The organism is Burkholderia sp. USMB20 (assembly GCF_000949135.2).
Lineage (GTDB): Bacteria > Pseudomonadota > Gammaproteobacteria > Burkholderiales > Burkholderiaceae > Burkholderia.
This window is the reverse complement of sequence record NZ_JTAN02000001.1, coordinates 417,541-439,548: the sequence shown is the minus strand read 5'-3', so window position 1 is coordinate 439,548 and position 22,008 is coordinate 417,541. Positions and strand designations below refer to the sequence as shown.

Genomic DNA, 22,008 nt, shown 5'->3' with positions numbered 1-22,008 from the left:
CCTGTCTCGTCCATGGTTAGAAATTGCGCGTTACGAACAGGCCGACGAAGTTGCGATCGCCATACGGTTGCGACAGTGCATTACCACCGAAATACATCGTGTAATTGATGCCAGCCTGCCAGACCTGCGGGTTCTGATTGAAGAGCAAATAGAGATTGACCGACTTCGCGCCCTGCTCGTAGTTGGCGGAAAACGTCGGGGTGTAACCCGAAATGGCGTCGGAAAAAGTCACGCCCGGCGTCACTTGCCAGCCCGGAATCAACGTGCCGTCATAGGTCCAGTTGAAATCGAGCGTCAGGCCGACCGAACGGGCCGTCCCTTGCCCCGCAGCGATCGGATAGCCGTTTTGACCGTTCTGAAGCCAGGTGCCGTAACCCGCATCGGCAACCTGATAGACGCTTTGTCCGTTGGCGGTTCTGAAGTAATTCGTATTCGGATTCAGGCCCGGGTAATCAATCGCCGTCACTTCCGCGGTAAACACAGCCATGTCCGCGCCGAGGTACTTCAGAATCGGGTATGTCGTCTTCGTCAAGTTCAGCTGCGCGTTGACGTCGAGCTGAAATTTTTTCATGTCCCTGTACCCGGGACAATCGACGCCTGCGGCTCCATTCGTTTGCGCGTCCGTGGGGCCGCCGGGCAAATAGCAGAACGACATCGCGACGGCGTCATGAGGCCTGTATGAGAGCTCCGCGCCGATCGCCCAATCGCCGAGCGGAAAGTTCGTGCTTGCACCGAACAATTGCCGATTCTGCAGATACGACCAACGCGCCGCGCCGTTCGCCAGATAGGACAGCACCGGCGACTTGTCGGTGTAGTTCAGATAGTAGAACCCGAAGCTGATATCGGCGCCCGGCGGCTTGTAACCGAGCTTGACGCCGTATTGCCGGTGATTGCCCGGCAGCACGGTGTCGTAAGGCAAGCCGATCGGATTCGTCGGCAGGCCGGTATATGCGCCGTTCAGGAGATTCTGGCTGATCGTGTTGATCTGGCCATTGTTGTTGCTGCTGCTCGTTGGCCCGGTTATCTGGGCAATGGTGCCGGCATCGATTCCGCCGACGTTGAAGTTGTTCGAGTTGAGCGAGCCGGGCAGCGCACCGCGGCCGAATACGTTCGAGGTGGACCAGTACGAGCCAACGGGCGGGTAGCGGTTGCCGTTCCATTGCACCTGCCAATAGGCTTCCGTGGAGAATCCCCACGGCAGGCTACTGGCAAAACTGATCATCGGCGCCGGAAGCAATGCCTGCTTCAACTGCGTGCCGGGAATGAGAAGCTTCTGGATGTCGAGCGAGTTCGTTGCGTTGATACCGCCCGACGCGAAATAGCTTTCACCCCAGTTGATTACCTGGTTGCCGACTCTCACATGTGCTGCCTGTCCGGCGACGTTGAAGTCCTTCTCCCCCCAGAGGTCGAGCAGCTGTGCATTCTTGACCACCTGATCGTAGGCGCCGGGCGACAATTCGGTGCGAGCCGTGCTGGAAGCCGCGAAATCGTACATGGCCGTCCCGCGGATCAGAAATTTGTAGCCCTCGGACGGCATCGTGAGCATCAACTCGCTCGTCGCGCTGAGATACCCGCTGTAAGGCTGGCCCTTGTGGTAATTGAGATCGCCGTTGTCCCCGTTCGACCATTGAGCGACGTTCGCTCCCGTGCACCCGTACATCGTCGGATCGCCGGTCAGCGAGCAACTGGGATTTTTCGTTCGTATCGCAATGCCGCCGGTGATGTTAGACACCCAGGAAGCCTGCATATCGCCAATGCCCGTATCGAACGTGTACGCCGAGACTGGTGCGGAAATCAGCACGCCGCACATTGCAGGCAACAATTTTCCACTCACCTTGCATTTCATTTTTAACCCCGCCGCATAAAATCAGGATTCCGCAATATATCGAATAGTCTGTTTTCGACGGGCGTCGCGCATCCGATCTTGCGCGACGCCCGGCGTTTGTCTCGCGCGGTCAGCGGCTGCTGATGGCGCCCAGGTTTTCGCCCGTGAAGTACCGGTCCGTCAAGCGCGGATCGATCGCTCCCGGCGGATAGAACTTGATATCCTTGCCCGATCCGACAACAGTCTCGTCGAATACGTAGCGGCCGCTGATGAGGTCGTTATAGACGGATGCGGCCGGCGCACATGCGCCGATTTCCCATTCCGGCGTGATGTAGTTCTCTTTCGCCTTCCAGATCTTGCCTTGTGCGTCATAGTCATCGCCCACGGCGACATTCCAGCTGTCTTCGTCGACGTAGAGCATCTTCTTCGGCGTCGAATGACGCATCCCGGACTTGACCGTTCCCTCGATTTCCCACACGCGATGCAATTCGTACCGGCGCATATTCGGGTTGACGAAGGACGGACCCATCGCCGCTTCGAGTTTCGCATCGGGGCGTTGGATCGCGAAACCATTGTATGGAACGTAGACCTCCTTCTTGCCGACGAGCTTCCAGTTGAAACGGTCCGGGTTGCCATAGAAGACGAAGGAGATATCCGCCGGATACTGGTTTTCGAAGCCGATCAGCGGAGCGTCGTACGAGTAGGCCGGCAGACGGCGCACGCGGCGCTGGCCCGTGAAGTAATAGTAAGTGTCGGTATCCTTGCCGAAGTAATACCGTTGCATCGTGCCTTGTCCCGCAAGCGCGGCTGGCTCGCTGTAGAGATAGTAGACACCGATCTGCAGCCCGTCGTCGTCCTTGGGCGAGTGTTGCCCCTTCCCGGCCCAGGGGTTGTAGACGAGCTGACTCCAACGCGTGACGATGGATTGGCTCGCACCGGGCCGAGGCGATACGACTGTGTACGCGTCCGGCCATTCGGCAGCCACGCCCTGGTAGTGGGTAAGCCAGTTCCACATCACCTCGATTCCGCTTTGAGGGATCGGGAATGGCACGCCCGGCAGCGTTGCATTCTCGAGAGACCAGCCATCCTTGGCGATCGACGATTTCAGCGCGCCTTGCTTGGTATTTTCCTCAACGAACGACGGCAGACTGCATTCGCGATGGGTCGGGTACACCGGCATCGTGTAACCCTTCACCTGCTTGAGCATCTGAATCTGACCGGGGGTGAGCTTGTCCGCGTACTTGTCGACATTCGACGCGTCGATGACAAATAGCGGCTTCTCGTCTCGATACTTCCAGTAATCGTTTCGCACCTTGCCGTATGTCCATCCGGCCTTCGGTTTCGATTCACCTCCAAAGGCCGGGATGGTCCCGTCTTTGTTTCCGGACTTTTCGGCACCCACGGGCGTCAGGTCCTGCCCTAACCTGCCGGCATCCTGCGACGATGCCGACCACGCTGCATTCGACATCAGCCCCAATGCAGCAAGGGTGACAACTGCTCGACAAATTTTCATTTGAATACTCCTTCAGGAAGAGGAAACCACTAGCGGAAGAAAGTTGGCGGGCGCATTGTCCGAATCCGGTTACCGATGCGCATCGCGTTGAACACTTCCGTCATATTTATTTAGGTTTCCTCATCATGTGATTGAAATGACCAGCTGAATCTTCAATTGGTGACGACTGCACGATCCCGTCCCTGAGCCAGACCGACGATCGCTGCGCAACGGTCACTCGGGTCCAACACCTCCCACATCGATATATACCGTCCAGCCGGTACAGTACACGCGACAAAAGAAATTGCAACTTGGTTCTTGCACCAACACGACCGCCTGGACGGTGCACTTCGTTTTGATATCTGCCATTAGGGAAGCAGGCAGATGCGTGAACAAGGATCCTGCAAACGGCAAGGCGCCCGATGGAGGAAAAAGTCCTCTTGCGCTTTCGTCATAGGGAATCGGCCACCCAGCATCGTCCTGCTTGCTGGATAATTTCGTCTGATCAACTGTCGCTGAGGAATCGCCCCAACTGGGTATAAACCGCCGGTCGCGCGTGCCTCAGCCATGCTGCGAAGATCACACCCGCGACAGCGATCGCCGGTGTCGTCCACGGAAGAATCGACACGACGGTCGAGGACGTACCGGCCATCAGCGATACATTGCTGATCATCGCGTACAGGAAGTAGCCAAACCCGGCAAAGCTGATGGCCGGGAAAACGGCCCACCGGACGAACCGTGTTTCGCGCTCACGGCGAGCGCCGAAGAAGCGGATCACCGCGAGCGCTGTCAATGCCTGCACGCATACGATGCCGATTGCGGACGGAATGCTGAGATACGGCGCGATCACCATGACCGGGTCGACGCGATAGACGGCAAACAGAACGACCAATGCGATCATGATTACAGATTGCATATTCGCCGCTCGAATAGGCAATCCTTTTTTCTGGCTCAACTGACCAAGCCATTTGAACGCGATGCCATCTCGGCCGAGCGAATACCAGTAACGTACGGTCGCGTTGTTAAAGCTGATGATCGCGGCGAGCATGCTGGTGATCAGCAGTGCGTTGGTGACCGCCACCATCTGCTTGCCGAGCACCCGCTCTGTCACGGCGAACCACAGATCCGCGGGGGACTTCACCGCAAGGGCGACGACTTCGGCATAACCGAACGCATTGGACATCTGCACCGTCGACACCACGTAGATCGTCATGATCACCGCGACGCTGACATACGTGGCGATCGGAATCGACCGGCCCGGATTCCGGACGTCGTTCGCGTAGATCACCGTCGTTTCGAATCCCATGTATGCGACGATGACGAAGACGAGCGACGTGCCGAATTTCCCGGTGAAGACGCTCTCGGGATGCAGCGGTGCCAGACTGAAATGCTCGATCCCACCGCCAGTCGCCGCGACCTTGACGTTGAATACGACAATCAGCCCGATCTCGATGATCATCAACAGGAACAGCACAGCGCCGTTGAACTGGACATTGTTGATCGCGAACACGTGCACGACGGCTGCCGCGGCGAGCGTACTGAGCCACCATGGCACGGCCAAACCGGTGAGCGTGTTGATGAAATAGCTGATATAGAACCCGAGCAGCGCGTAGCATGCGAGCGTGATCACAAAATATGACGCGACCGCCATGAACGCTGCGCCGACGCCCGCCGGCCGGCCGAGGCCTTGCCCGACGTATGCGTACAGTGCGCCCGCATTGCGCACATGGCGGCTCATCGCCGTGAACCCGACGGCGAAGAACAGGTAGATCAATCCGACGCACAAGTAAGAACCGGAGATACCGATTCCGTTACCGTACGCGACGCCATACGGAACACATCCGATGAGACTGGTGAGCGGTCCGTTTGTCGCGAGAACGAAAAACACGATCGCGATCCAGTTTAAAGGACGCGAGGGTGAGGCTGCAGGTGCTGCCGCTGACGTCTCCATGTCTATTCCTTGTCGATGAGGTATGAAATGCGTCACGAGCCCGAGTGCCCGGTGAACAGCGCGCGCCGGCGCTCGGAATCCGGATCTTTTTCGATGCGGCATGTTTGGTTGAATATCCGTGTCGAACGCTCCTCCGGTGTGTAGCGCGGCCATACCGAGCCACCACGCACGGACGGATCGCCGTATCGCGCAAAATCTGCCCATGCGCGCTGCACGCGCAGGGCCAGTCCGAACCGGGCGCCGGTCGCGTCGTCCGAATACCGCTCGCTCGGGAGGTCGACGCGATCCCAGGCGGGTAGCGGGTAATCGAGCGTGCCGAATACGAAAGGGATTTCAGCGCCGTGGATTGAGTAACTGCCACCACAACACCGGAATTCCCAGTCGAACCGATACATGAACGTATTCGCATGCCGGCTATTGCGTTCCGCAAGCGCCACCGCGGGCATCCAGAACATCACGTCGGTCAGGTCCCGGCCGATTGTGCTCGGCTGGATCGAATGGGTCCGCGATGCAACCGCCGCCGCTGTCCTCGCATCATCCGGACCGAGGCTGAACGGCCTGAGCCCGTTCTCCAGCGCATGCCGGTAGCCGGCCAACTCCAGCGGGCCGTGCGTGAGTAACCGCGGTTCCAGGAAGTACGCCGCCTCGTGCCGCGTCGTTCCGATCATCATCGGCAGCGATACGTCGCGAATTCTCGATGCATCGATAACGACGCCGTCATCGACCGGCCAAAACGCGGTATATCCGTATCGCTCGACCAGTCGACGCGTAGCCGCGAGGAACCGGTCGTCCTCGATCCCGTCGAGCGATCGGGTGTCAGCGCCGAGCATCGACAGGAACGCGTCGGCCCTGGCGTTCGCCTGCTCCCGCGACAGCGTCGTGAGAAAAGCGCCGCTCTGGATGATCGACTTATGGAACAGCCCGTCGGCCGACGGCATCATCGTGAGCGCGCAGATCTTCCCGCCGCCGCCCGATTCGCCGAAAAGCGTGACGTTGGCTGCGTCGCCGCCGAACGCGCCGATGTTCGCTGCGACCCATTCGAGGGCCAGCACGATATCCTGCTGCCCCACGTTCGCGGCATTCGAATAACTCGCGTCCTGATCGCACAAGTATAGGTACCCGAAAGCGTTGAGACGATGGTTGATCGACACGACCATCACCTGCTGCTCTTCGGCGAGTGTCCGTCCGTCGTACAGCGGCAAATTTGCGGAGCCGGACAGATAGGCGCCGCCATGCAGCCACACCATCACCGGCAGACAATCGCCAGGCGCCGCCGACGCGGGCGCCCAAACATTGAGATTGAGGCAGTCTGTCGAATGGCCTCCATCGAACTGCCAGGCCGGCAAGTCGTCATTGGCTTGAGGACACGCATCGCCATAGGCACGGCAATCGAGAACGCCATCCCATGCAGGCGAGGGCACGGGCGGCCTGAATCGCAAGTCACCGCCCGTCGGTTTTCCATAAGGAATGCCAAGAAACTGGACGCAGCCGCGCGTGCGGCTGCCTCTGATCTTTCCCTGGGGGAGCGCCAACACCTCATCGCTACGTTCGGGACAATTATCGATCGCAAGAAAGCTCGTGTGCTCGTTCATCTTCTATCAATACCAGAGAGCAGAGGGATGCTCGGGTTGTCTTGATCAAACTAAACCGTCCAGACGGTACAGTAGCAAAGCCAAAAAAAATTCCAAGGGAAATTTGTATAATGCACCGTCCAGCCGGTATGGCCCACTTCGATACTTGATCCCACCAAATCGTGATGAAAGAGACTATTGATAGCGATACAGGCAATACAAAGAGAAAAATATTCCAAGCCTCGCAACAAATCCTGCAGGAAAAAGGCATCTTGGGACTAACCCTAGCCGAGGCTGCGTCGGTTGCCGGCATCAGCAAGGGGGGGCTGCTTTATCACTTCTCGAACAAGTCCGAACTCCTGGCCGGACTGCTGCACTTCGAAGCGACAACTTTCGAGCAGGCGGTCACCGCTGCCGCGGAGGCGGACGGACAGCCAGGTGCGTGGACGCGCGCGTACATCATCGCGAGCTCTGAACAGGCACTCCAGGGAAAAAGTCTGTCTGCCGTGATCGGGAGCCTGCTTCTGGAACCGAGCCTGCTGCCCGTCTATGCCAGCCATGCGGCTCGCTGGGCGGAATTGCTGAATCGGGACCAACTGCCGGAACGGACCGCCCGGATCATTCGCTTTGCCGTAGAAGGCCTGTGGTTTGACGAGGTGTGCGGGTTGAAACCGCTGGATCCAAAACAACGCACTGAATTCATCGACGAGCTTCTTGCGATGACACACTCGCCCAACCACAACCAATAACCCCAGACAATGTTTTGCTCCGTTCTATCCGGCGTCGATGCGGGGATCACGCGAGGCAGAACGATAGCGGGGAGGGAAACTTGCGTGGCATTCGCGAGGACACGGCCAGTAGCATGAAGCTTTCACGTGCGACAGCCGTTCCTCCCCGTCGCGAACCTTGCGCAGCTCGATCGGCGCGGCCTGCGGCGCTCACGTGTGCGAACGCGTCGCTCACGCATACCACCGGTAACCGTTTATCGCGCAGTCCCCTTGCCCCGTTGTGTCCGCCCATTCCGGCCGCCGCCCGAGCGCGTCGAACAAACTCAGGATTTCCGCTTTTACCTCCTGCACGGCGTCGCTGACGAGCGGCGTATCGTGCCAGCCCAGTGACAGGTCGCGCACGAGCAGCCGGTGCGCGACGGTCGACAGTTCGACCTTGCGTTCCTCGATCTCAACGTGCACGGCCGCCGCGATGCCGGTGACTCGCGTCTGAATATCCGCGGCAGTCCAGCTCGCGTTGCAGCCTCATTGCTATCAATTAGAACAATTAAATAGTCTTGTTCAAATGCTGCAAAAAAGGCCACCTTTTCTGCAAACCTACAATCCCCTCCCATCAACATCCGCCCCCCAATAATCCTCCTTGACACCCTATCTTTCGATATATATCTTTAGATATGTTTTACGACATATAGGACACGATCATGCGACACAACTCCTCCCGCGGCCATGCCCGATGCGACGGTCATGGTGCGCATGCGGGCCCTGACTGGTACACCAGTGTCTGGCAACTGATCGGCCGCCATCGGCGCGGCCACGATCCGTTCGGCGGCGGCCCGTTCGGTGGCCGTGGCGGACGCGGCGGCTTTGGCGATTTCGGCGACGACGGCATGCCGCGCGGCCGCCAATTCAGCTCCGACGATCTTCAGCTGCTGCTGCTCGCGCTGGTCGCCGAGCAACCGAGCCACGGTTACGAACTGATCAAGGCGCTCGATACGCGCTCGAATGGCTTCTACAGCCCGAGCCCCGGCATGGTGTATCCGGCGCTCACGTATCTCGACGAAGTCGGCTTCGTCGCGTCGCAGGCGGAAGGCAATCGCAAGCGCTATGCGCTGACCGACGCCGGCCGCGCGCATCTCGATGCACAGCGCGAACGCGTCGACACCTTGTTCGCGCGCCTCACGCACCTCGCACGCAAGATGGAATTCATGCGTCGCGCGTTCGCCGGCGAGGCGGCGGGCAGCGAGGCACAGGACGACACGCAGCCCGGCTGGCTGCCGGAGTTCGTCGAGGCCCGCCTTGCACTGAAGCGGGCGCTGCTCCACAAGAGCGCGGCCGATGCCGACGAACAGCGGCGCATCGCGGCAATCATGCGCCGCGCGACGGCCGAAATCGAAGGTGGCACCGGCGCGTAACCCGCGCCGTCCCGTCAAAACCCAAGGAGTACGGATTGATGCAGAACCCCTCCGAACGCGCCGTCACCCGCGTGCGCCATACCCTCAAGTTCCGCCTGCTGCAGGTCGTGCGCGTGCACGCCGTGACGCCGCACCTGCTGCGCGTCACCCTCGGCGGCCCCGACCTCGCGGATTTCGAATCGTCGTCGTTCGACGATCACGTGAAGGTGTTCTTCCCGCCGCCCGGCGCCGAACGGCCCGCGATGCCGACGCTCGGCGCGAACGGCCCCGAGTTTCCCGAAGGCGAACCGAAGCCGGTCGCGCGCGATTTCACGCCGCGCCGTTTCGACCGCGCCGCCTGCGAACTCGATCTGGAATTCGTGCTGAACCATCCGGGCCCCGCATCGCAGTGGGCGGCACAGGCACGCATCGGCCAATGGCTCGGTATCGGCGGACCGCGCGGATCGTTCGTGGTCCCGATCGATTTCGACTGGCATCTGCTGATCGGCGACGATACGGCGCTGCCGGCGATCGCGCGGCGTCTCGAGCAATTGCCGGCCGGCGCGCGCACGGCGGTCGTGCTGGAAGTCGCGGATCGCACCGCGCAGATCGCGTTCGATACGCGTGCCGACGTGCATGAAATCTGGCGCTTTCGCGCCGAAGCCGACGCCGCGGACGGCGACCTGCTGCTGAACGCGGTGCGCGAGCTGCCGATGCCGTCCTCCGGCGACGGTTACGTGTGGGCGGCAGGCGAAGCGCAATCGATGCGCGCGGTGCGTCAGCACCTGACCGGCGAGCGCGGCGTCGACAAGTCGCGCATCCGCGCGGCGGCCTACTGGAAGCGCGGCGCGACGGCCGTGCACGAAACGCTGGAAGACTGACGCGAACGGGTGCCCGCGCACGGGCGGGCTTGGCATCGGCGGGGCGGCTGGTATATATCTGTGTCTGCGACGCCGCTGTCGGGCGACAGCCGCCGCAGCCCGCCCAGGAGCGCCCGGTCATGACAAGAGAAAGCCACGCTTCGCCTTTCCTTCGCAACCTGAAGATCGCCGGCTATTGCAGTCTGGCGGTCGTCGTGCTCGCGCTGTTCGTCGCGATGTGCGCGATCCTGAAGGAAAGCGCGCTCGACCGTGACGCCGCACGGCATCCGGGCGAGACACCCGAATTGCATGAAGCGGGCGGCGGCCCGTCCGCTTCGGCGGAAGCGGCCAAGACGCCCGGTTGACGGCGTCCGGCCTACACTTCTCCCGCGTAGTCCTGCCGCTCAGGGCGTGCGCTCACGCCCCATCAGCACCGCGTGCACGACGTCGCCGATCCGTTCGAGCAGTTCGACCACGCGTTGTCCGTACAGGTGCGCGGCCAGCGCGCCGGCCGTGCCGACCAGCACGCCGCCGGCCATGTCGAACGGCCAGTGCACGCCCGCATACACACGCCCCCATGCAATCGCGACGGCCATCGCGGCCATCACGACGCCGGTCAGCCGCGTGGTACCGGCGAGCATCATGCCGACCGCGAGACTCCAGGCAAACGTCATGTGATCGCTTGGAAACGAGCTGTCCGGCGCATGCGGAATCAGTTGCGTGCCGATTCCGGCCATGAACGGCCGCGGCGAAAACCAGAAATGCCCGATCACCTGCGCGAGCGCCAGCGCCACACACGTGCCGACGCCGGCCTCGATCGCCTGGCGGCGCGTCGGGCGTTCGCCGAAGATCCAGGTCAGCAGCAACATCGCGGGCAGCGCATAGACGAGCCAGTCGGCGGCGAAGATCGCGAGGTGGGCAACGCCGGGGTGCGGCGCGGCGCCGGCATTGAAGGCGGAAAACAGGGTGAGATTGAGGTTCTGCATGAATCCGGTTGCGTGGGATGTCGTGACGGGACCGGCGGTGCCGGTCGGATGCGAACGATGCTAGTGCTCACTCGCTTAAGCAGTGCTTAATGCGCCGGGCGACCGGTGACCAGGACCGAGGCCCGCGCGCGAACGCACTTAGAGCCTGTACTGCAACACAAGTTCACACAATTGTCACATTCACGCGCGACTGTCTCCCGTAAAAGCTCACTGACCATCCCGTAAAAGCTCACCTTTTTCACATCGTGGCGTCACCGACCCGTGCGAGTATCGGACCGCTCAGGCGCGCCATGCCGTTTGCACCGTTCGTCTCAATATTTGCCTCGCAAATCATTCGAAATCGGCAACAATTAATTCCATATGCGGCATCGCACAACGGCAACGCACAGGCATAGGATTACGAGCTTACGAGCACTCATCCACGAAGCGATCAACAACAAGGAGTCCGCATGAAACCCAGCGATGTCCGATCGAAAGCGTTTGCGATGCCGTTGACCAGCCCGGCCTTTCCGATGGGCCCGTACCGTTTCGTCGATCGTGAGTTTCTGATCATCACGTACCGCACCGATCCGGACCGTCTGCGTGAAATCGTGCCCGAGCCGTTGCAGGTCAAAGAGCCGCTCGTCCATTACGAATTCATTCGCATGGCCGATTCGACCGGCTTCGGCGACTACACGGAAAGCGGCCAGGTGATCCCCGTCGAGTACAACGGCCAGGCCGGCGGCTACACGCTCGCGATGTATCTCGACGATCACCCGCCGATCGCCGGCGGCCGCGAGCTGTGGGGTTTCCCGAAAAAACTCGCGTCGCCCACGCTGCACGTGAACACCGACCACCTGCTGGGCACGCTCGACTACGGCAAGGTGCGCGTCGCGACCGGCACGATGGGCTACAAGCACAAGGAGCTCGACATCGACGAGCAGACGAAGCGCCTCGCGGGCCCGAACTTCCTGCTGAAGATCATCCCGCACGTCGACGGCACCGCACGCGTGTGCGAACTGGTGCGCTACTACATGCAGGACATCAGGATGAAGGGCGCGTGGACGGGCCCCGCGTCGCTCGAACTGGCACCGCACGCGCTCGCGCCGGTGGCCGACCTGCCGGTGCTCGAGATCGTCGAAGCGCGCCACCTCGTCGCGGATTTGACACTCGGCCTCGGCGAAGTCGTCTACGATTACCTGGCTCAGTAACACGTCCGCAGTCCTTTCTCCCTGTCAATCCTTTCACCACGGGAATTCGAAATGAGCAACCTGAATGGCAAGACCGCAGTCGTCACGGGCGCCGCAAGCGGCATCGGCAAGGAAATCGCGCTGGAGCTCGCGAAAGCGGGCGCGGCCGTGGCGATCGCCGACCTGAACCAGGACGGCGCAAACGCGGTTGCCGACGAGATCGTCAAGGCAGGCGGCAAGGCGATCGGCGTCGCGATGGACGTGACCAACGAGGAAGCGGTCAACAGCGGCATCGACAAGGTGGCCGACACGTTCGGCTCGGTCGACATCCTCGTGTCGAACGCGGGCATCCAGATCGTCAACCCGATCGAGAACTACGCGTTCTCCGACTGGAAGAAGATGCAGGCGATCCACGTCGACGGCGCGTTCCTGACGACCAAGGCCGCGCTCAAGCACATGTACAAGGACGATCGCGGCGGCGTCGTGATCTACATGGGTTCGGTGCACTCGCACGAAGCGTCGCCGCTGAAGTCGGCGTACGTGACGGCCAAGCACGGGCTGCTCGGTCTGGCGCGCGTGCTGGCGAAGGAAGGCGCGAAGCACAACGTGCGCTCGCACGTCGTGTGTCCGGGCTTCGTGCGCACGCCGCTGGTCGACAAGCAGATTCCGGAGCAGGCGAAGGAGCTCGGCATCAGCGAAGAGGAAGTGGTGAAGAAGGTGATGCTCGGCAACACGGTCGACGGCGTGTTCACGACGGTGCAGGACGTCGCGCAGACGGTGCTGTTCCTGTCGGCGTTCCCGAGCGCCGCGCTCACGGGCCAGTCGTTCGTCGTCAGCCACGGCTGGTTCATGCAGTAAGGTCCTCGCCTCTGTAACGGGAGGCGACTTCCACACCACCATCCATACCAAGGACGGCGTGCCGTCGGTCGACGCCACGCCATCCATCTCCGCCGTCCACGGCGGGATTTCTCGGAGCAACTGATGAAACCGCACGCGCGTACAGAAAAGCAGGCCGTCGATGCGGCGGACCTGCATCACGAAGCCGGCGCGCCGGCCGCTGCGCGGTCGCTGCCGTACGAAACCATCGCGCTCGTCCTGCAGGGCGGCGGCGCGCTCGGCGCGTATCAGGCCGGCGTGTTCGAAGGGCTGCACGAAGCGGGCGTTCCGCTCGACTGGATCGCAGGCATCTCGATCGGCGCGCTCAACACCGCGCTGATCGCCGGCAATGCACCCGAACATCGCGTCGAGCGGCTGCGCCAATTCTGGGAAACGATCTGCCAGCCGGCGTTCTTTCCCGCGATTCCGGCCGCGTTCGAATTCGCGCTGTTCAACAGCATCGACCAGGTCCGCACGTTCTTCACCGCATCGCAGGCCGCAAGCGCGATGATGCAGGGCCAGCAGGGCTTCTTCTCGCCGCGCTTCCCGCCGCCGCTGCCGGGCGTGTCCGATCATCCGGAAAAGATCAGCTGGTACGACACGTCGGCACTGCGCGCGACGCTGCTCAAGCTGTGCGATTTCGACCGGATCAACTCGGGCGAGACGCGCGTGTCGGTCGGCGCGGTCAACGTCGGCACCGGCAACTTCGTGTACTTCGACAACTCGCGCATCCGCCTCGAACCCGAGCACTTCATGGCGTCCGGCGCACTGCCGCCCGCGTTTCCGCCGGTCGAAATCGACGGCGAGTATTACTGGGACGGCGGCGTCGTGTCGAACACGCCGCTGATGGAAGTGCTGCGCGCGCGTCCGCGGCGCGACACGCTCGCGTTCCAGGTCGATCTGTGGAGCGCGCGCGGGCCGCTGCCGCGCACGATGGCCGACGTCGCGGAACGCACGAAGGACGTGCAGTATTCGAGCCGCACGCGTTTCGTCACCGATACGCTGCAGCGCGAACAGCGCTACCGCAACGTGCTGCGCCACGTGCTCGAGCAGGTGCCGGAAGAGCAGCGCAAGAACGACCCGTGGTGCATCGAGGCCGAAGCGATGTCGAGCGGGAAGAAATACAACATCCAGCACCTGATCTATCAGCAGAAGGCGTACGAGCACCACTACAAGGACTATCAGTTCGGTCTGTCGACGATGCGCGACCACTGGTGCGCGGGTCTCGACGACATCCGCAAGACGCTCGCGGTCAAGGACGGCCTCGCGCTGCCCACCAACGACGCGGGCTTCGTCACGCACGACATTCACCGCCGCCGGTGATGCCGTATGCGACGGACCGGCGCGCAGGCTGCGCCGGTCCGTCCTTTGTTCCGATTCGACATGCCGATCTTCATTGCGCTGTTCGCGCTCATCGCCCTGGGATGGGGCGCCGTCCACCTGTTTCACGTCATCGCCGCGCAGTTCGGCCAGCCGGTCGCGAACGCGGCCGCCGTGCTCGCCGCCGCGATCCTGATCGCGCTGATCGCATGGTGGATCAAGCGCCGCCGCGACATCGCACCGAACACGAAGGAACAAGGCTGGACCCACATCGTGCATCGCGCGTGGGGCGAGCTGCGCGTGTCCGCGACGCAGGGGCTGCTGTGGCTGTCGCACGACGGCGCGGACGGCCGCTATACGTTGTCGCAGCTCGACGGCTGCGAGGCGGCGCCGATCGGCGGCCGCTGGCATCTCGTCGTGCGCGTGCGCGACGCGGTGCGCGGCGAATGGAAACTGCCGATGATGGACAAGCGCGATGCGCAGCGCTGGGCGCGCGTGCTGATGCTCGCGAAGGACAACCGGCTGTAGGACGGCGGCGCGGTTCCCTGAGCGCCCTAGCGCGCGCCGAGCGCCCACAACGCGTCGAGCACGTGCTGGGTCGACCGCTCGACCGGGCCGGCCCGATGCGCGATGCCCAGTTCGCGCCACAACGCCGGACGCAGCGGCCGCATGACGATGCGTGGGTCGGGCAACGGGGCGCCCGCCTCGTGCGGCAGTAGCGTCGCGCCGTAACCCGCGGCGACCAGGCTCTTGATCGCATCGTTGTAGTTGAGTTCGATGCGCGGCTCGGGCCGGTGGCCGCCGAGCGCGAACCATTCCGTCGTGAGCCGCGACAGGCGGGTGGTCGCATCGTTGAGAATCAGCGGGCGCGCGGCCAGATAGGCCGGCGTCACGCGTGCCGGCAGCCGCCAGTCCGCGGGCAGAAAGGCCAGCACCGGATCGCGCCGCCACGCGCGGATGGACAACCCCGCGACCGCCGCCTGCGGCAGGGCGACCAGCCCGACGTCGAGCGAGCCCTGCGCAAGCCGCGCCAGTGTGTCGTGCGACGTGAGCACCGCGATCTGGACATCGATGTCCGGATGCTGCTCGCGCAGCCGGGCCACCGCCTGCGGCAGCAGATGGGCGATCGCCCCGGTCGACGCGCCGAGGCGCACCCGCCCGGTCAGGCCCTGCACCTGCCGTTCCACGTCGTCGAGGGTCGACTCGACCTCGGCCAGCAGACGGCGCGCCCGCTCCACCAGCACCGCACCGATCGTCGACGGCTGCACGTTGCCGCGCGTGCGCGACAGCAATGGCGCACCGATGCGGCTTTCGAGTTCGGCGACATGAAGGCTGACCGTCGGCGGCGCAAGATGCAGCAGCTGCGCGGCGGCCACGAAGGATCCCTGGTCGGCGATTGCGACCAGCGTACGCAGCCGGTCCAGACTGATCTCGCGCATGCCCACCTCTCGTTCAGGAAAACTGAATCCGGTCATCAGGAAATTCAACTTTTCCTATTCTAGGCGTTCGATGGACGATACGGCTTTCCCGATGCCCGAAACGAGGAACGCGACCATCATGAGCCTCCCTACTGTCTATATCGACGGCGACCAAGGTACGACCGGACTGCAGATCCACGAGCGCCTGCGGGATCGCACCGACCTGCGGCTCGTCACGCTGCCGGATGCCGAGCGCAAGGACCCCGCGCGGCGCGGCGAAGCGATCAACGCGTGCGATATCGCGATTCTGTGCCTGCCCGACGCCGCCGCGCGCGAAGCGGTCGGCTTCATCCGGAATCCGGCGGTACGCGTGATCGATGCGAGCTCGGCCCATCGCACCGAACCGGAATGGGTCTACGGTTTCCCCGAGACGGCCGACGGGCACGCGCAGACCATCGCACGTGCACGGCGCGTCACCAATCCGGGCTGCTATCCGACAGGCGCGGTCGGGCTGCTGCGGCCGCTGCAACAGGCCGGCCTGCTGCCGCGCGACTACCCGGTGAGCATCCATGCGGTGTCCGGTTACTCGGGCGGCGGCCGCGCCGCCGTCGACGCATTCGAATCGAACGACGCCGCGCGCGCGAAACCGCTGCAGGTCTACGGCCTCGCGCTCGCGCACAAGCATGCGCCCGAGATCCAGCTGCATGCCGGGCTCGCGCATCGTCCGCTGTTCGTGCCGGCTTACGGCGCCTATCGGCAGGGCATCGTGCTGACGGTGCCGATCGAGCTGCGCCTTCTTCCGGCCGGCGTGACTGGTGAGTTGCTGCACACGTGTCTCGCGCACCATTACGCCGGCGCACGCCATGTCGAGGTCACGCCGCTCGCGGATACGCGCACGATCACGCATCTCGATCCGCAGGCGCTGAACGGTACGAACGACCTGCGGCTGAGCGTGTTCGTCAATGACGATCACGGTCAGGTGCTGCTGTCCGCCGTGTTCGACAATCTCGGCAAAGGGGCATCCGGCGCGGCCGTGCAGAATCTCGACCTGATGCTCGGCGCGGCGAGCGCTGCGCAAGCGGCTTGAACGCCGGAGCCGCGGGTGTGAGCCGCGGGTGTGAGCCGCGGTTTGGGTGCGGGTGCGGGTGCGGGTGCGGGTGCGGGTGCGGGTGCGGGTGCGGGTGCGGGTGCGGGTGCGGGTGCGGGTGCGGGCATCATCGTCGGTCGGGCGCGTGCCTCGCGGCCATCGACGTATCGCTGCCTGTTGCGTCGTGTCGGCCCATGACGCGATGGCACGCCCAAAACGGGCATGTGCCGACGTCGCAGACATGCCCCCGTAAAAGCTCACCTTTCGCCGATTTCAGCCCGCATCGTCGCTCGCCGCGGCATTCAACCGGGCGAGCGCCTCCGCCAGAAAATCGACGCACACGCGCACCTTCGCCGAAGCCGCGACGCGTTCCGGATAGACCGCCCAGATGTTCGCCGGCTGAATCACGTCCGGCAGCACGCGCCGCAGCGCGCCGCGTTCGATCAGCGGCCCCGCCTCCCAGATCGAGCGCAGCACGATCCCGCGCCCGGCCAGCGCCCATTGCACGGCCACCTCGCCGTGGTTCGTCGACAGCGCGCCGCCGACCTTCACCGTTGCCGTTTCTCCGCGCAGGTTCAGCCGCCACACGCCGAGCGGATGGTCGCGCTCCTTGATCGCGAGGCAGTCGTGCGACGCGAGATCCGCGAGCGTGCGCGGCGTGCCGCGTCGTGCGAGATAGTCGGGCGACGCACACAGCACGCGGTAGTTCGCGGCAAGGCGGCGCGCGATCAGGTGATCGGCGATCTCGTCGCCGATGCGCACGTCGAGGTCGTAGCCTTCGCCCGCGACGTCGACGAGCCGGTCGAACAGATCGAGCCGCACGTTCAGCTGCGGATAGCGCGCGGAGAAGTCGAGCAACGCCGGCGCGACGACATGGCGGCCGAAGCCGAAGCTGCTCGAAATGCGCAGCGTGCCGCGCGGCACCGTGCGTGTGGTCGAGACGTCCTCGACGAGATGATCGACGTCGTCGAGAATCTTCTCGGCACGCGCGAACACGCGTTCGCCGGCCTCGGTGACCGTCACGCGGCGCGTCGACCGATGCAGCAGCCGCGTGCCGAGCTGCGCCTCGAGCAGCGCGATGCGCTTGCTCACGTACGCGGGCGACACCGCGAGCTGCTCGGCGGCCGCGCTGAAGCTCGTCAGGCGGACGACCAGGCTGAAGACGCGCAGGTCGTCGAGATTCGGCGATTTGTTCACGATTCGTGGAAAGTCGATTAACCTTTCGCACGATTTTAATCTGAATGGAAATAAATAAAATGGCGTCACGTTCCGCTGCGCACGCTGCCGGCGGCCCGAACAGCCAAGGAGGCTTGCATGAGCGACAAGACGTACAGGATTGCCGTCATCCCCGGTGACGGCATCGGCCGTGAAGTGATGCCCGAGGGCCTGCGCGCGCTCGACGCCGTGACGGCGCGCTTCGGCATCCGTTTCCAGTTCGAACAGATCGACTGGGCGAGCTGCGACTACTACGCGCAGCACGGCAAGATGATGCCGGACGACTGGAAGGCACAGCTGTCGGACATGGACGCGATCCTGTTCGGTGCGGTCGGCTGGCCCGCGACGGTGCCCGACCACATTTCGCTGTGGGGTTCGCTGCTGAAATTCCGCCGCGAGTTCGACCAGTACATCAACCTGCGGCCCGCGCGCCTGTTCGACGGCGTGCCGTCGCCGCTCGCCGGCCGCAACGCGGGCGACATCGACTTCATGATCGTGCGCGAGAACACCGAAGGCGAATATTCGTCGGTCGGCGGCACGATGTTCGAAGGCACCGAGCGCGAAGTGGTCATGCAGCAGTCGATCTTCACGCGTCACGGCACCGAGCGCGTGCTGAAGTTCGCGTTCGAGCTCGCGCAGCGCCGCGCGAAGCGCCTGACCGTCGCGACGAAGAGCAACGGCATCGCGATCAGCATGCCGTGGTGGGACGCGCGCGCGGCCGAGATGGGCGAGCGCTATCCCGAGATCGCCGTCGACAAGCAGCACATCGACATCCTGTGCGCGCGCTTCGTGCTGCAGCCCGACCGCTTCGACGTCGTGGTCGCGTCGAACCTGTTCGGCGACATCCTGTCCGACCTCGGGCCGGCCTGCACGGGCACGATCGGCATCGCGCCGTCGGCGAACCTGAACCCGGATCGCACGTTTCCGTCGCTGTTCGAACCGGTGCACGGCTCCGCGCCGGACATCGCGGGCCAGTACGTCGCGAACCCGATCGCGATGATCTGGTCGGCGGCGATGATGCTCGACTTCCTCGGCAACGGCGCGGGCCGCGAACGCGAAGCGCACGATGCGATCGTCGCGGCGATCGAGGACGTGCTGCGCACCGGGCCGCGCACGCGCGATCTCGGCGGCCAGGCAGGGACGCAGGAAGTGGGTGAAGCGATCGCGGCGCGGATCGCCGGCTGACGGAACGATGCGCAGGGTGCGCGCAGGTGGTCGATGGATGCGTGTTCAGGGGTGAGCAACACGACCGGCTGCCGCGCACCCTGGTTGATTCCGATGCGCGGGCCTGGATGCGCGCGTGTCGGTATCGATGTCGATTTCGAACGGTGAGCAACGCGATGCGGTGACACGCACGGTCACGTGTCGATCCATCGCCGTAACCGGCATCACGTCGAAGTCGAGCGGTGAGTTGCATCGCGCATCGCTACACACCGATCGAATCCCGCCAGTGTCGATGTCGCATTCGATTCGCGTGCGGGCAACGCAACGAAAGCGCGAGCACTGCAATGCGCACGGCGCTTCCGTCAGCGCAATCGCGCCGTTTCCTGCGAAGATTGATCGGTGAGACGCGGGACGTGAAGAATCACACCGTCCCGCACGGAATCGCTCCTTCTCCCGAAAACTCTCACCTCAATACACGGCTCCCGAATTTCCTCACCGTTGAGCACCGGCGGCACGCTCGATGCGTGATCGAACGCGTTCACGCGTCGTCATCGTGCTGCGTCACAGCCCGAGATCGGACAGGCCGGGATGATCGTCCGGACGGCGGCCGAGCGGCCAGTGGTACAGCCGATCCGCTTCGCGAATCGGCAGATCGTTGATGCTCGCGTGGCGATGCGCCATCAAGCCGTTTTCGTCGAACTCCCAGTTTTCATTTCCGTATGAGCGGAACCAGTTGCCGGCGTCGTCATGCCATTCGTACGCGAATCGCACCGCGATGCGATTGCCGCCGAACGCCCACAGCTCCTTGATCAGCCGGTAGTCGAGCTCACGCGTCCATTTCCGCTGCAGCAGGCCGACGATCTCGTCGCGGCCCGTCACGAACTCCGCGCGATTGCGCCACCGGCTCTGCGGCGTATAGGCGAGCGACACGCGCTGCGGGTCGCGCGTGTTCCACGCATCCTCCGCGGCGCGCACTTTCTGGCGCGCCGTGTCGAGCGTGAAGGGCGGAACGGGCGGACGAACTTCCGGGGAAGCGGACATGGGATGCTCCTGTTCAAGGTTGGGCTGCGCACGAACGCAGCCGGTTGGGACGCGTTACCGCGACGCTCGAGACACCGTATCGAGCAAGCATTCGGCGGCTGCGCGCGCATCGCGCGCCGCGACGGCATCGCCGCTGACGAGCGCCACGGCAATCGCGCCGTCGATCAGCACCAGCCATTGACGTGCGAGGCGGGCCAGCCCGCGGCGCTCGATCCCGTCTGCGTCGGCATACGCGTCGAACCGCTCGCGCACGAACGCGAGCAAGCGCGCCTTGTGCATGCGCGCGACGATGCGCACCGGATCGTCGGCGTCGGCAATTTCACCGGACGCGTTCAGGAATGCGCAGCCGTGAAAATCGGGTTCCACGAACCAGTCGCGCAGCACATCGAACATGCCGAGCAACTGCGCACGCGGCGACTTGCCCCGCGCCAGCGTCGCGTCGACGAACCAGCGCATCCAGCGTTCGTCACGGCGCTCGAGCGCGGCCACGACCAGCGCCTCCTTCGATTCGAAATGCGAATAAAAGCTCTTTCGCGCGGCACCGGATCGCTTCACGATCGCATCGACACCCGTGGCGTGGATGCCGCCCGAGTAGATCAGCGCCTCGGCCGCGTCGAGCAGCCGGTCGCGAACGGCCGGTTCACCGGAGAGGTCATCATGTGTGTTCATGGGTTTACGGTAGAACGATCGTTCTCCCTCGTCAACAGCCGCGTGAAAAGGCCCTGCCGTCGGAAGGGCCGATCGCCGCATGGTCCCGATGGCGAGCGGCGCATTGCAGCCGGCGTTTACGACATTTTTTCTTGAAGCCGGCGCGGGGGGCTCACTACACTTCGGTCACCCTGTCTGGCCGAAAGGACATCATGCAGCGACCGGAATCCGCACGCTCCGCGCGTGCCTATGCGGCTTATGCGAAGCGGCTCGACGGCCGCGTGGTGGTAAGGCGTTTCGATCCGCGCAGCGATTCGTATGAGTCGCTGACCGCGTTGCTGCATCGTGCGTACGCGCCACTCGGCGCCGCGGGCTTCAACTGTCCGGGGGTCGACCAGCCGGCGTCGGCGACGCGCGAACGCATACTCACCAGCGAGTGTTTCGTCGCGCTCGGCAACGCGCATCTGGTCGCGACGATCACGATGCAACCGCACGATCCCGATTCGCGTTGCGATCCGTATCGCAGCCGACGCGTCGCGACGCTCGGCCAGCTGGCCGTCGATCCGGTCTGGCAGGACCGCGGAATCGGCCGTGCGCTGCTCGCGTTCGCGCAACGGCGGGCTGCCGCGCGTGGCGCGACGCACATCGCGCTCGATGCGCCGCATGCGGCTGTCCGGCTCGTCGACTTCTATCGTCGCGAAGGGTTTCGGTTGATCGACGTGATGCGGTTTGCAGGACACAGCTACGACAGCGCGATCCTGTGCAAGGCGGTTGGCGTAGCAGGCGAGCCGATGCCTGTATCCGACACGACATCGATCGACGTCGCGCAGCGCGCCGGAGCGGCGTCGTGAGACACGAAAGCGACGACGATCGCGCGCGGCTCGCACTACGTCACGCCCGCACGCGGGCAGCACTGCGCATGCGCGGGCTGGCGAAGCTGACGGCCATCACGATCGCGGTCACGCAGATGCTGACGCTCGCGTTCGACAGCCTGCTCGTGTTGCTGGGCGACACGCCGGAAGCCGCGACATTGCTGCTGTTCCGCTTCGTCACGTGCGCGCTGGTCAGCTTCTGGCTTCAGGCGGACGCATCGCGCGCGTATCGGCATGCAGCGCAAAACGGACTCGTGACGGTGTCCGGTGCGCATGGCGATCTGATCGAGATCGCACCGCAATGCCCGAAACGCTGGCTCGTCGTGTTGAGTCTTCAACTCGAGCCGCGACGGTCGAACGGTGAGCGGATCGAATAGCAGGCAGCGCACCGATC

Annotated in this window: 22 protein-coding genes and 1 pseudogene; 13 read left to right on the top strand and 10 right to left on the bottom strand. The window is 63.7% G+C overall.

Annotated elements, in window-relative coordinates; all coding sequences use genetic code 11:
- Positions 1–16: 16 nt before the first annotated feature.
- From PL79_RS02060 to PL79_RS02045, 4 genes are all read right to left on the bottom strand, one after another.
- Complete coding sequence (locus tag PL79_RS02060; RefSeq protein WP_044846498.1) at positions 17–1,846, bottom strand: DUF1302 domain-containing protein; 1,830 nt, start codon at positions 1,844–1,846, stop codon at positions 17–19.
- Between the two features lie 109 nt (positions 1,847–1,955).
- A complete protein-coding gene (locus PL79_RS02055; protein WP_052664726.1) occupies positions 1,956–3,338 on the bottom strand; it encodes a DUF1329 domain-containing protein in 1,383 nt (460 codons plus the stop codon).
- 484 nt (positions 3,339–3,822) lie between these two features.
- Positions 3,823–5,268 carry an APC family permease gene (locus PL79_RS02050; RefSeq protein ID WP_044846500.1) on the bottom strand — a complete coding sequence of 482 codons (1,446 nt, stop codon included), beginning with the start codon at positions 5,266–5,268 and terminating at the stop codon, positions 3,823–3,825.
- Between the two features lie 32 nt (positions 5,269–5,300).
- Complete coding sequence (locus PL79_RS02045) at positions 5,301–6,860, bottom strand: carboxylesterase/lipase family protein (protein ID WP_044846501.1); 1,560 nt, start codon at positions 6,858–6,860, stop codon at positions 5,301–5,303.
- Between the two features lie 164 nt (positions 6,861–7,024).
- Between PL79_RS02045 and PL79_RS02040 the strand changes: the two genes are divergently transcribed.
- Positions 7,025–7,588, top strand: coding sequence for a TetR/AcrR family transcriptional regulator (locus PL79_RS02040; RefSeq protein WP_044846502.1), 564 nt, complete (start codon positions 7,025–7,027; stop codon positions 7,586–7,588).
- A 210-nt stretch (positions 7,589–7,798) separates the two neighbouring features.
- Here the strand turns inward: PL79_RS02040 and PL79_RS02035 are convergent.
- Positions 7,799–8,032 (bottom strand): annotated as a pseudogene (locus PL79_RS02035) (hypothetical protein); the annotation flags it as partial.
- A gap of 236 nt (positions 8,033–8,268) precedes the next feature.
- On the opposite strand from PL79_RS02035, the gene PL79_RS02030 reads away from it, so the two are divergent.
- From PL79_RS02030 to PL79_RS02020, 3 genes are all read left to right on the top strand, one after another.
- Positions 8,269–8,979, top strand: a complete 711-nt coding sequence (locus PL79_RS02030) for a PadR family transcriptional regulator (protein ID WP_044846504.1) — start codon at positions 8,269–8,271, stop codon at positions 8,977–8,979.
- 38 nt (positions 8,980–9,017) lie between these two features.
- Positions 9,018–9,839 carry a siderophore-interacting protein gene (locus tag PL79_RS02025; protein ID WP_044846505.1) on the top strand — a complete coding sequence of 274 codons (822 nt, stop codon included), beginning with the start codon at positions 9,018–9,020 and terminating at the stop codon, positions 9,837–9,839.
- Between the two features lie 119 nt (positions 9,840–9,958).
- Positions 9,959–10,183, top strand: coding sequence for a hypothetical protein (locus PL79_RS02020; protein WP_044846506.1), 225 nt, complete (start codon positions 9,959–9,961; stop codon positions 10,181–10,183).
- Between the two features lie 39 nt (positions 10,184–10,222).
- On the opposite strand, the gene PL79_RS02015 is transcribed toward PL79_RS02020, so the two are convergent.
- A complete protein-coding gene (locus tag PL79_RS02015) occupies positions 10,223–10,804 on the bottom strand; it encodes an undecaprenyl-diphosphatase (protein ID WP_044846507.1) in 582 nt (193 codons plus the stop codon).
- Between the two features lie 449 nt (positions 10,805–11,253).
- Between PL79_RS02015 and PL79_RS02010 the strand changes: the two genes are divergently transcribed.
- The 4 genes from PL79_RS02010 to PL79_RS01995 all read left to right on the top strand — a co-directional run bounded on the left by PL79_RS02010 (position 11,254) and on the right by PL79_RS01995 (position 14,697).
- On the top strand, positions 11,254–11,994 hold the full coding sequence (locus PL79_RS02010) for an acetoacetate decarboxylase (protein WP_044846508.1): 741 nt from the start codon (positions 11,254–11,256) through the stop codon (positions 11,992–11,994).
- Between the two features lie 51 nt (positions 11,995–12,045).
- Positions 12,046–12,831, top strand: a complete 786-nt coding sequence (locus PL79_RS02005) for a 3-hydroxybutyrate dehydrogenase (protein WP_135800936.1) — start codon at positions 12,046–12,048, stop codon at positions 12,829–12,831.
- Positions 12,832–12,954: 123 nt separating this feature from the next.
- Complete coding sequence (locus tag PL79_RS02000; RefSeq protein ID WP_044849279.1) at positions 12,955–14,172, top strand: DUF3734 domain-containing protein; 1,218 nt, start codon at positions 12,955–12,957, stop codon at positions 14,170–14,172.
- 60 nt (positions 14,173–14,232) lie between these two features.
- On the top strand, positions 14,233–14,697 hold the full coding sequence (locus PL79_RS01995) for a hypothetical protein (protein ID WP_044849280.1): 465 nt from the start codon (positions 14,233–14,235) through the stop codon (positions 14,695–14,697).
- A gap of 26 nt (positions 14,698–14,723) precedes the next feature.
- Here the strand turns inward: PL79_RS01995 and PL79_RS01990 are convergent, their stop codons facing one another.
- A complete protein-coding gene (locus tag PL79_RS01990; RefSeq protein WP_044849281.1) occupies positions 14,724–15,608 on the bottom strand; it encodes a LysR family transcriptional regulator in 885 nt (294 codons plus the stop codon).
- Between the two features lie 118 nt (positions 15,609–15,726).
- On the opposite strand from PL79_RS01990, the gene argC reads away from it, so the two are divergent.
- A complete protein-coding gene (argC, locus tag PL79_RS01985; protein WP_044849282.1) occupies positions 15,727–16,674 on the top strand; it encodes an N-acetyl-gamma-glutamyl-phosphate reductase in 948 nt (315 codons plus the stop codon).
- 273 nt (positions 16,675–16,947) lie between these two features.
- Here the strand turns inward: argC and PL79_RS01975 are convergent, their stop codons facing one another.
- Positions 16,948–17,871, bottom strand: a complete 924-nt coding sequence (locus PL79_RS01975) for a LysR substrate-binding domain-containing protein (RefSeq protein ID WP_044848749.1) — start codon at positions 17,869–17,871, stop codon at positions 16,948–16,950.
- 117 nt (positions 17,872–17,988) lie between these two features.
- Between PL79_RS01975 and PL79_RS01970 the strand changes: the two genes are divergently transcribed.
- Complete coding sequence (locus tag PL79_RS01970) at positions 17,989–19,074, top strand: tartrate dehydrogenase (protein WP_044848750.1); 1,086 nt, start codon at positions 17,989–17,991, stop codon at positions 19,072–19,074.
- 115 nt (positions 19,075–19,189) lie between these two features.
- The gene (locus tag PL79_RS01965) at positions 19,190–19,456 is read left to right on the top strand and encodes a hypothetical protein (RefSeq protein ID WP_135800934.1); all 267 of its coding nucleotides are present in this window, start codon (positions 19,190–19,192) and stop codon (positions 19,454–19,456) included.
- Between the two features lie 158 nt (positions 19,457–19,614).
- Here PL79_RS01965 and PL79_RS01960 read toward each other — a convergent pair whose 3' ends face one another.
- Positions 19,615–20,094, bottom strand: a complete 480-nt coding sequence (locus PL79_RS01960) for a nuclear transport factor 2 family protein (RefSeq protein WP_012365039.1) — start codon at positions 20,092–20,094, stop codon at positions 19,615–19,617.
- Between the two features lie 54 nt (positions 20,095–20,148).
- On the bottom strand, positions 20,149–20,763 hold the full coding sequence (locus tag PL79_RS01955) for a TetR/AcrR family transcriptional regulator (RefSeq protein WP_044848751.1): 615 nt from the start codon (positions 20,761–20,763) through the stop codon (positions 20,149–20,151).
- A 191-nt stretch (positions 20,764–20,954) separates the two neighbouring features.
- Between PL79_RS01955 and PL79_RS01950 the strand changes: the two genes are divergently transcribed.
- A complete protein-coding gene (locus PL79_RS01950; protein WP_044848752.1) occupies positions 20,955–21,593 on the top strand; it encodes a GNAT family N-acetyltransferase in 639 nt (212 codons plus the stop codon).
- Entirely contained in the window at positions 21,590–21,991 is a 402-nt protein-coding gene (locus tag PL79_RS01945) for a hypothetical protein (RefSeq protein WP_044848753.1), read from the top strand. Before PL79_RS01950 ends, PL79_RS01945 begins: the two co-directional genes overlap by 4 nt.
- The last annotated feature ends 17 nt before the right edge of the window (positions 21,992–22,008 follow it).

What these genes read in the sequence shown, in the direction of transcription:
- PL79_RS01970 (WP_044848750.1), top strand. Translation starts at nt 17,989, where the DNA reads ATGAGCGACAAGACGTACAGGATTGCCGTCATCCCCGGTGACGGCATC.
- PL79_RS02030 (WP_044846504.1), top strand. Translation starts at nt 8,269, where the DNA reads ATGCGACACAACTCCTCCCGCGGCCATGCCCGATGCGACGGTCATGGT.
- PL79_RS02020 (WP_044846506.1), top strand. Translation starts at nt 9,959, where the DNA reads ATGACAAGAGAAAGCCACGCTTCGCCTTTCCTTCGCAACCTGAAGATC.
- PL79_RS01960 (WP_012365039.1), bottom strand. Translation starts at nt 20,094, where the DNA reads ATGTCCGCTTCCCCGGAAGTTCGTCCGCCCGTTCCGCCCTTCACGCTC.
- PL79_RS02045 (WP_044846501.1), bottom strand. Translation starts at nt 6,860, where the DNA reads ATGAACGAGCACACGAGCTTTCTTGCGATCGATAATTGTCCCGAACGT.
- PL79_RS02015 (WP_044846507.1), bottom strand. Translation starts at nt 10,804, where the DNA reads ATGCAGAACCTCAATCTCACCCTGTTTTCCGCCTTCAATGCCGGCGCC.
- PL79_RS01955 (WP_044848751.1), bottom strand. Translation starts at nt 20,763, where the DNA reads ATGAACACACATGATGACCTCTCCGGTGAACCGGCCGTTCGCGACCGG.
- PL79_RS02000 (WP_044849279.1), top strand. Translation starts at nt 12,955, where the DNA reads ATGAAACCGCACGCGCGTACAGAAAAGCAGGCCGTCGATGCGGCGGAC.
- PL79_RS02005 (WP_135800936.1), top strand. Translation starts at nt 12,046, where the DNA reads ATGAGCAACCTGAATGGCAAGACCGCAGTCGTCACGGGCGCCGCAAGC.
- argC (WP_044849282.1), top strand. Translation starts at nt 15,727, where the DNA reads ATGAGCCTCCCTACTGTCTATATCGACGGCGACCAAGGTACGACCGGA.
- PL79_RS02025 (WP_044846505.1), top strand. Translation starts at nt 9,018, where the DNA reads ATGCAGAACCCCTCCGAACGCGCCGTCACCCGCGTGCGCCATACCCTC.
- PL79_RS02055 (WP_052664726.1), bottom strand. Translation starts at nt 3,338, where the DNA reads ATGAAAATTTGTCGAGCAGTTGTCACCCTTGCTGCATTGGGGCTGATG.
- PL79_RS01950 (WP_044848752.1), top strand. Translation starts at nt 20,955, where the DNA reads ATGCAGCGACCGGAATCCGCACGCTCCGCGCGTGCCTATGCGGCTTAT.
- PL79_RS01990 (WP_044849281.1), bottom strand. Translation starts at nt 15,608, where the DNA reads ATGCGCGAGATCAGTCTGGACCGGCTGCGTACGCTGGTCGCAATCGCC.
- PL79_RS02050 (WP_044846500.1), bottom strand. Translation starts at nt 5,268, where the DNA reads ATGGAGACGTCAGCGGCAGCACCTGCAGCCTCACCCTCGCGTCCTTTA.
- PL79_RS02040 (WP_044846502.1), top strand. Translation starts at nt 7,025, where the DNA reads ATGAAAGAGACTATTGATAGCGATACAGGCAATACAAAGAGAAAAATA.
- PL79_RS02060 (WP_044846498.1), bottom strand. Translation starts at nt 1,846, where the DNA reads ATGAAATGCAAGGTGAGTGGAAAATTGTTGCCTGCAATGTGCGGCGTG.
- PL79_RS01995 (WP_044849280.1), top strand. Translation starts at nt 14,233, where the DNA reads ATGCCGATCTTCATTGCGCTGTTCGCGCTCATCGCCCTGGGATGGGGC.
- PL79_RS02010 (WP_044846508.1), top strand. Translation starts at nt 11,254, where the DNA reads ATGAAACCCAGCGATGTCCGATCGAAAGCGTTTGCGATGCCGTTGACC.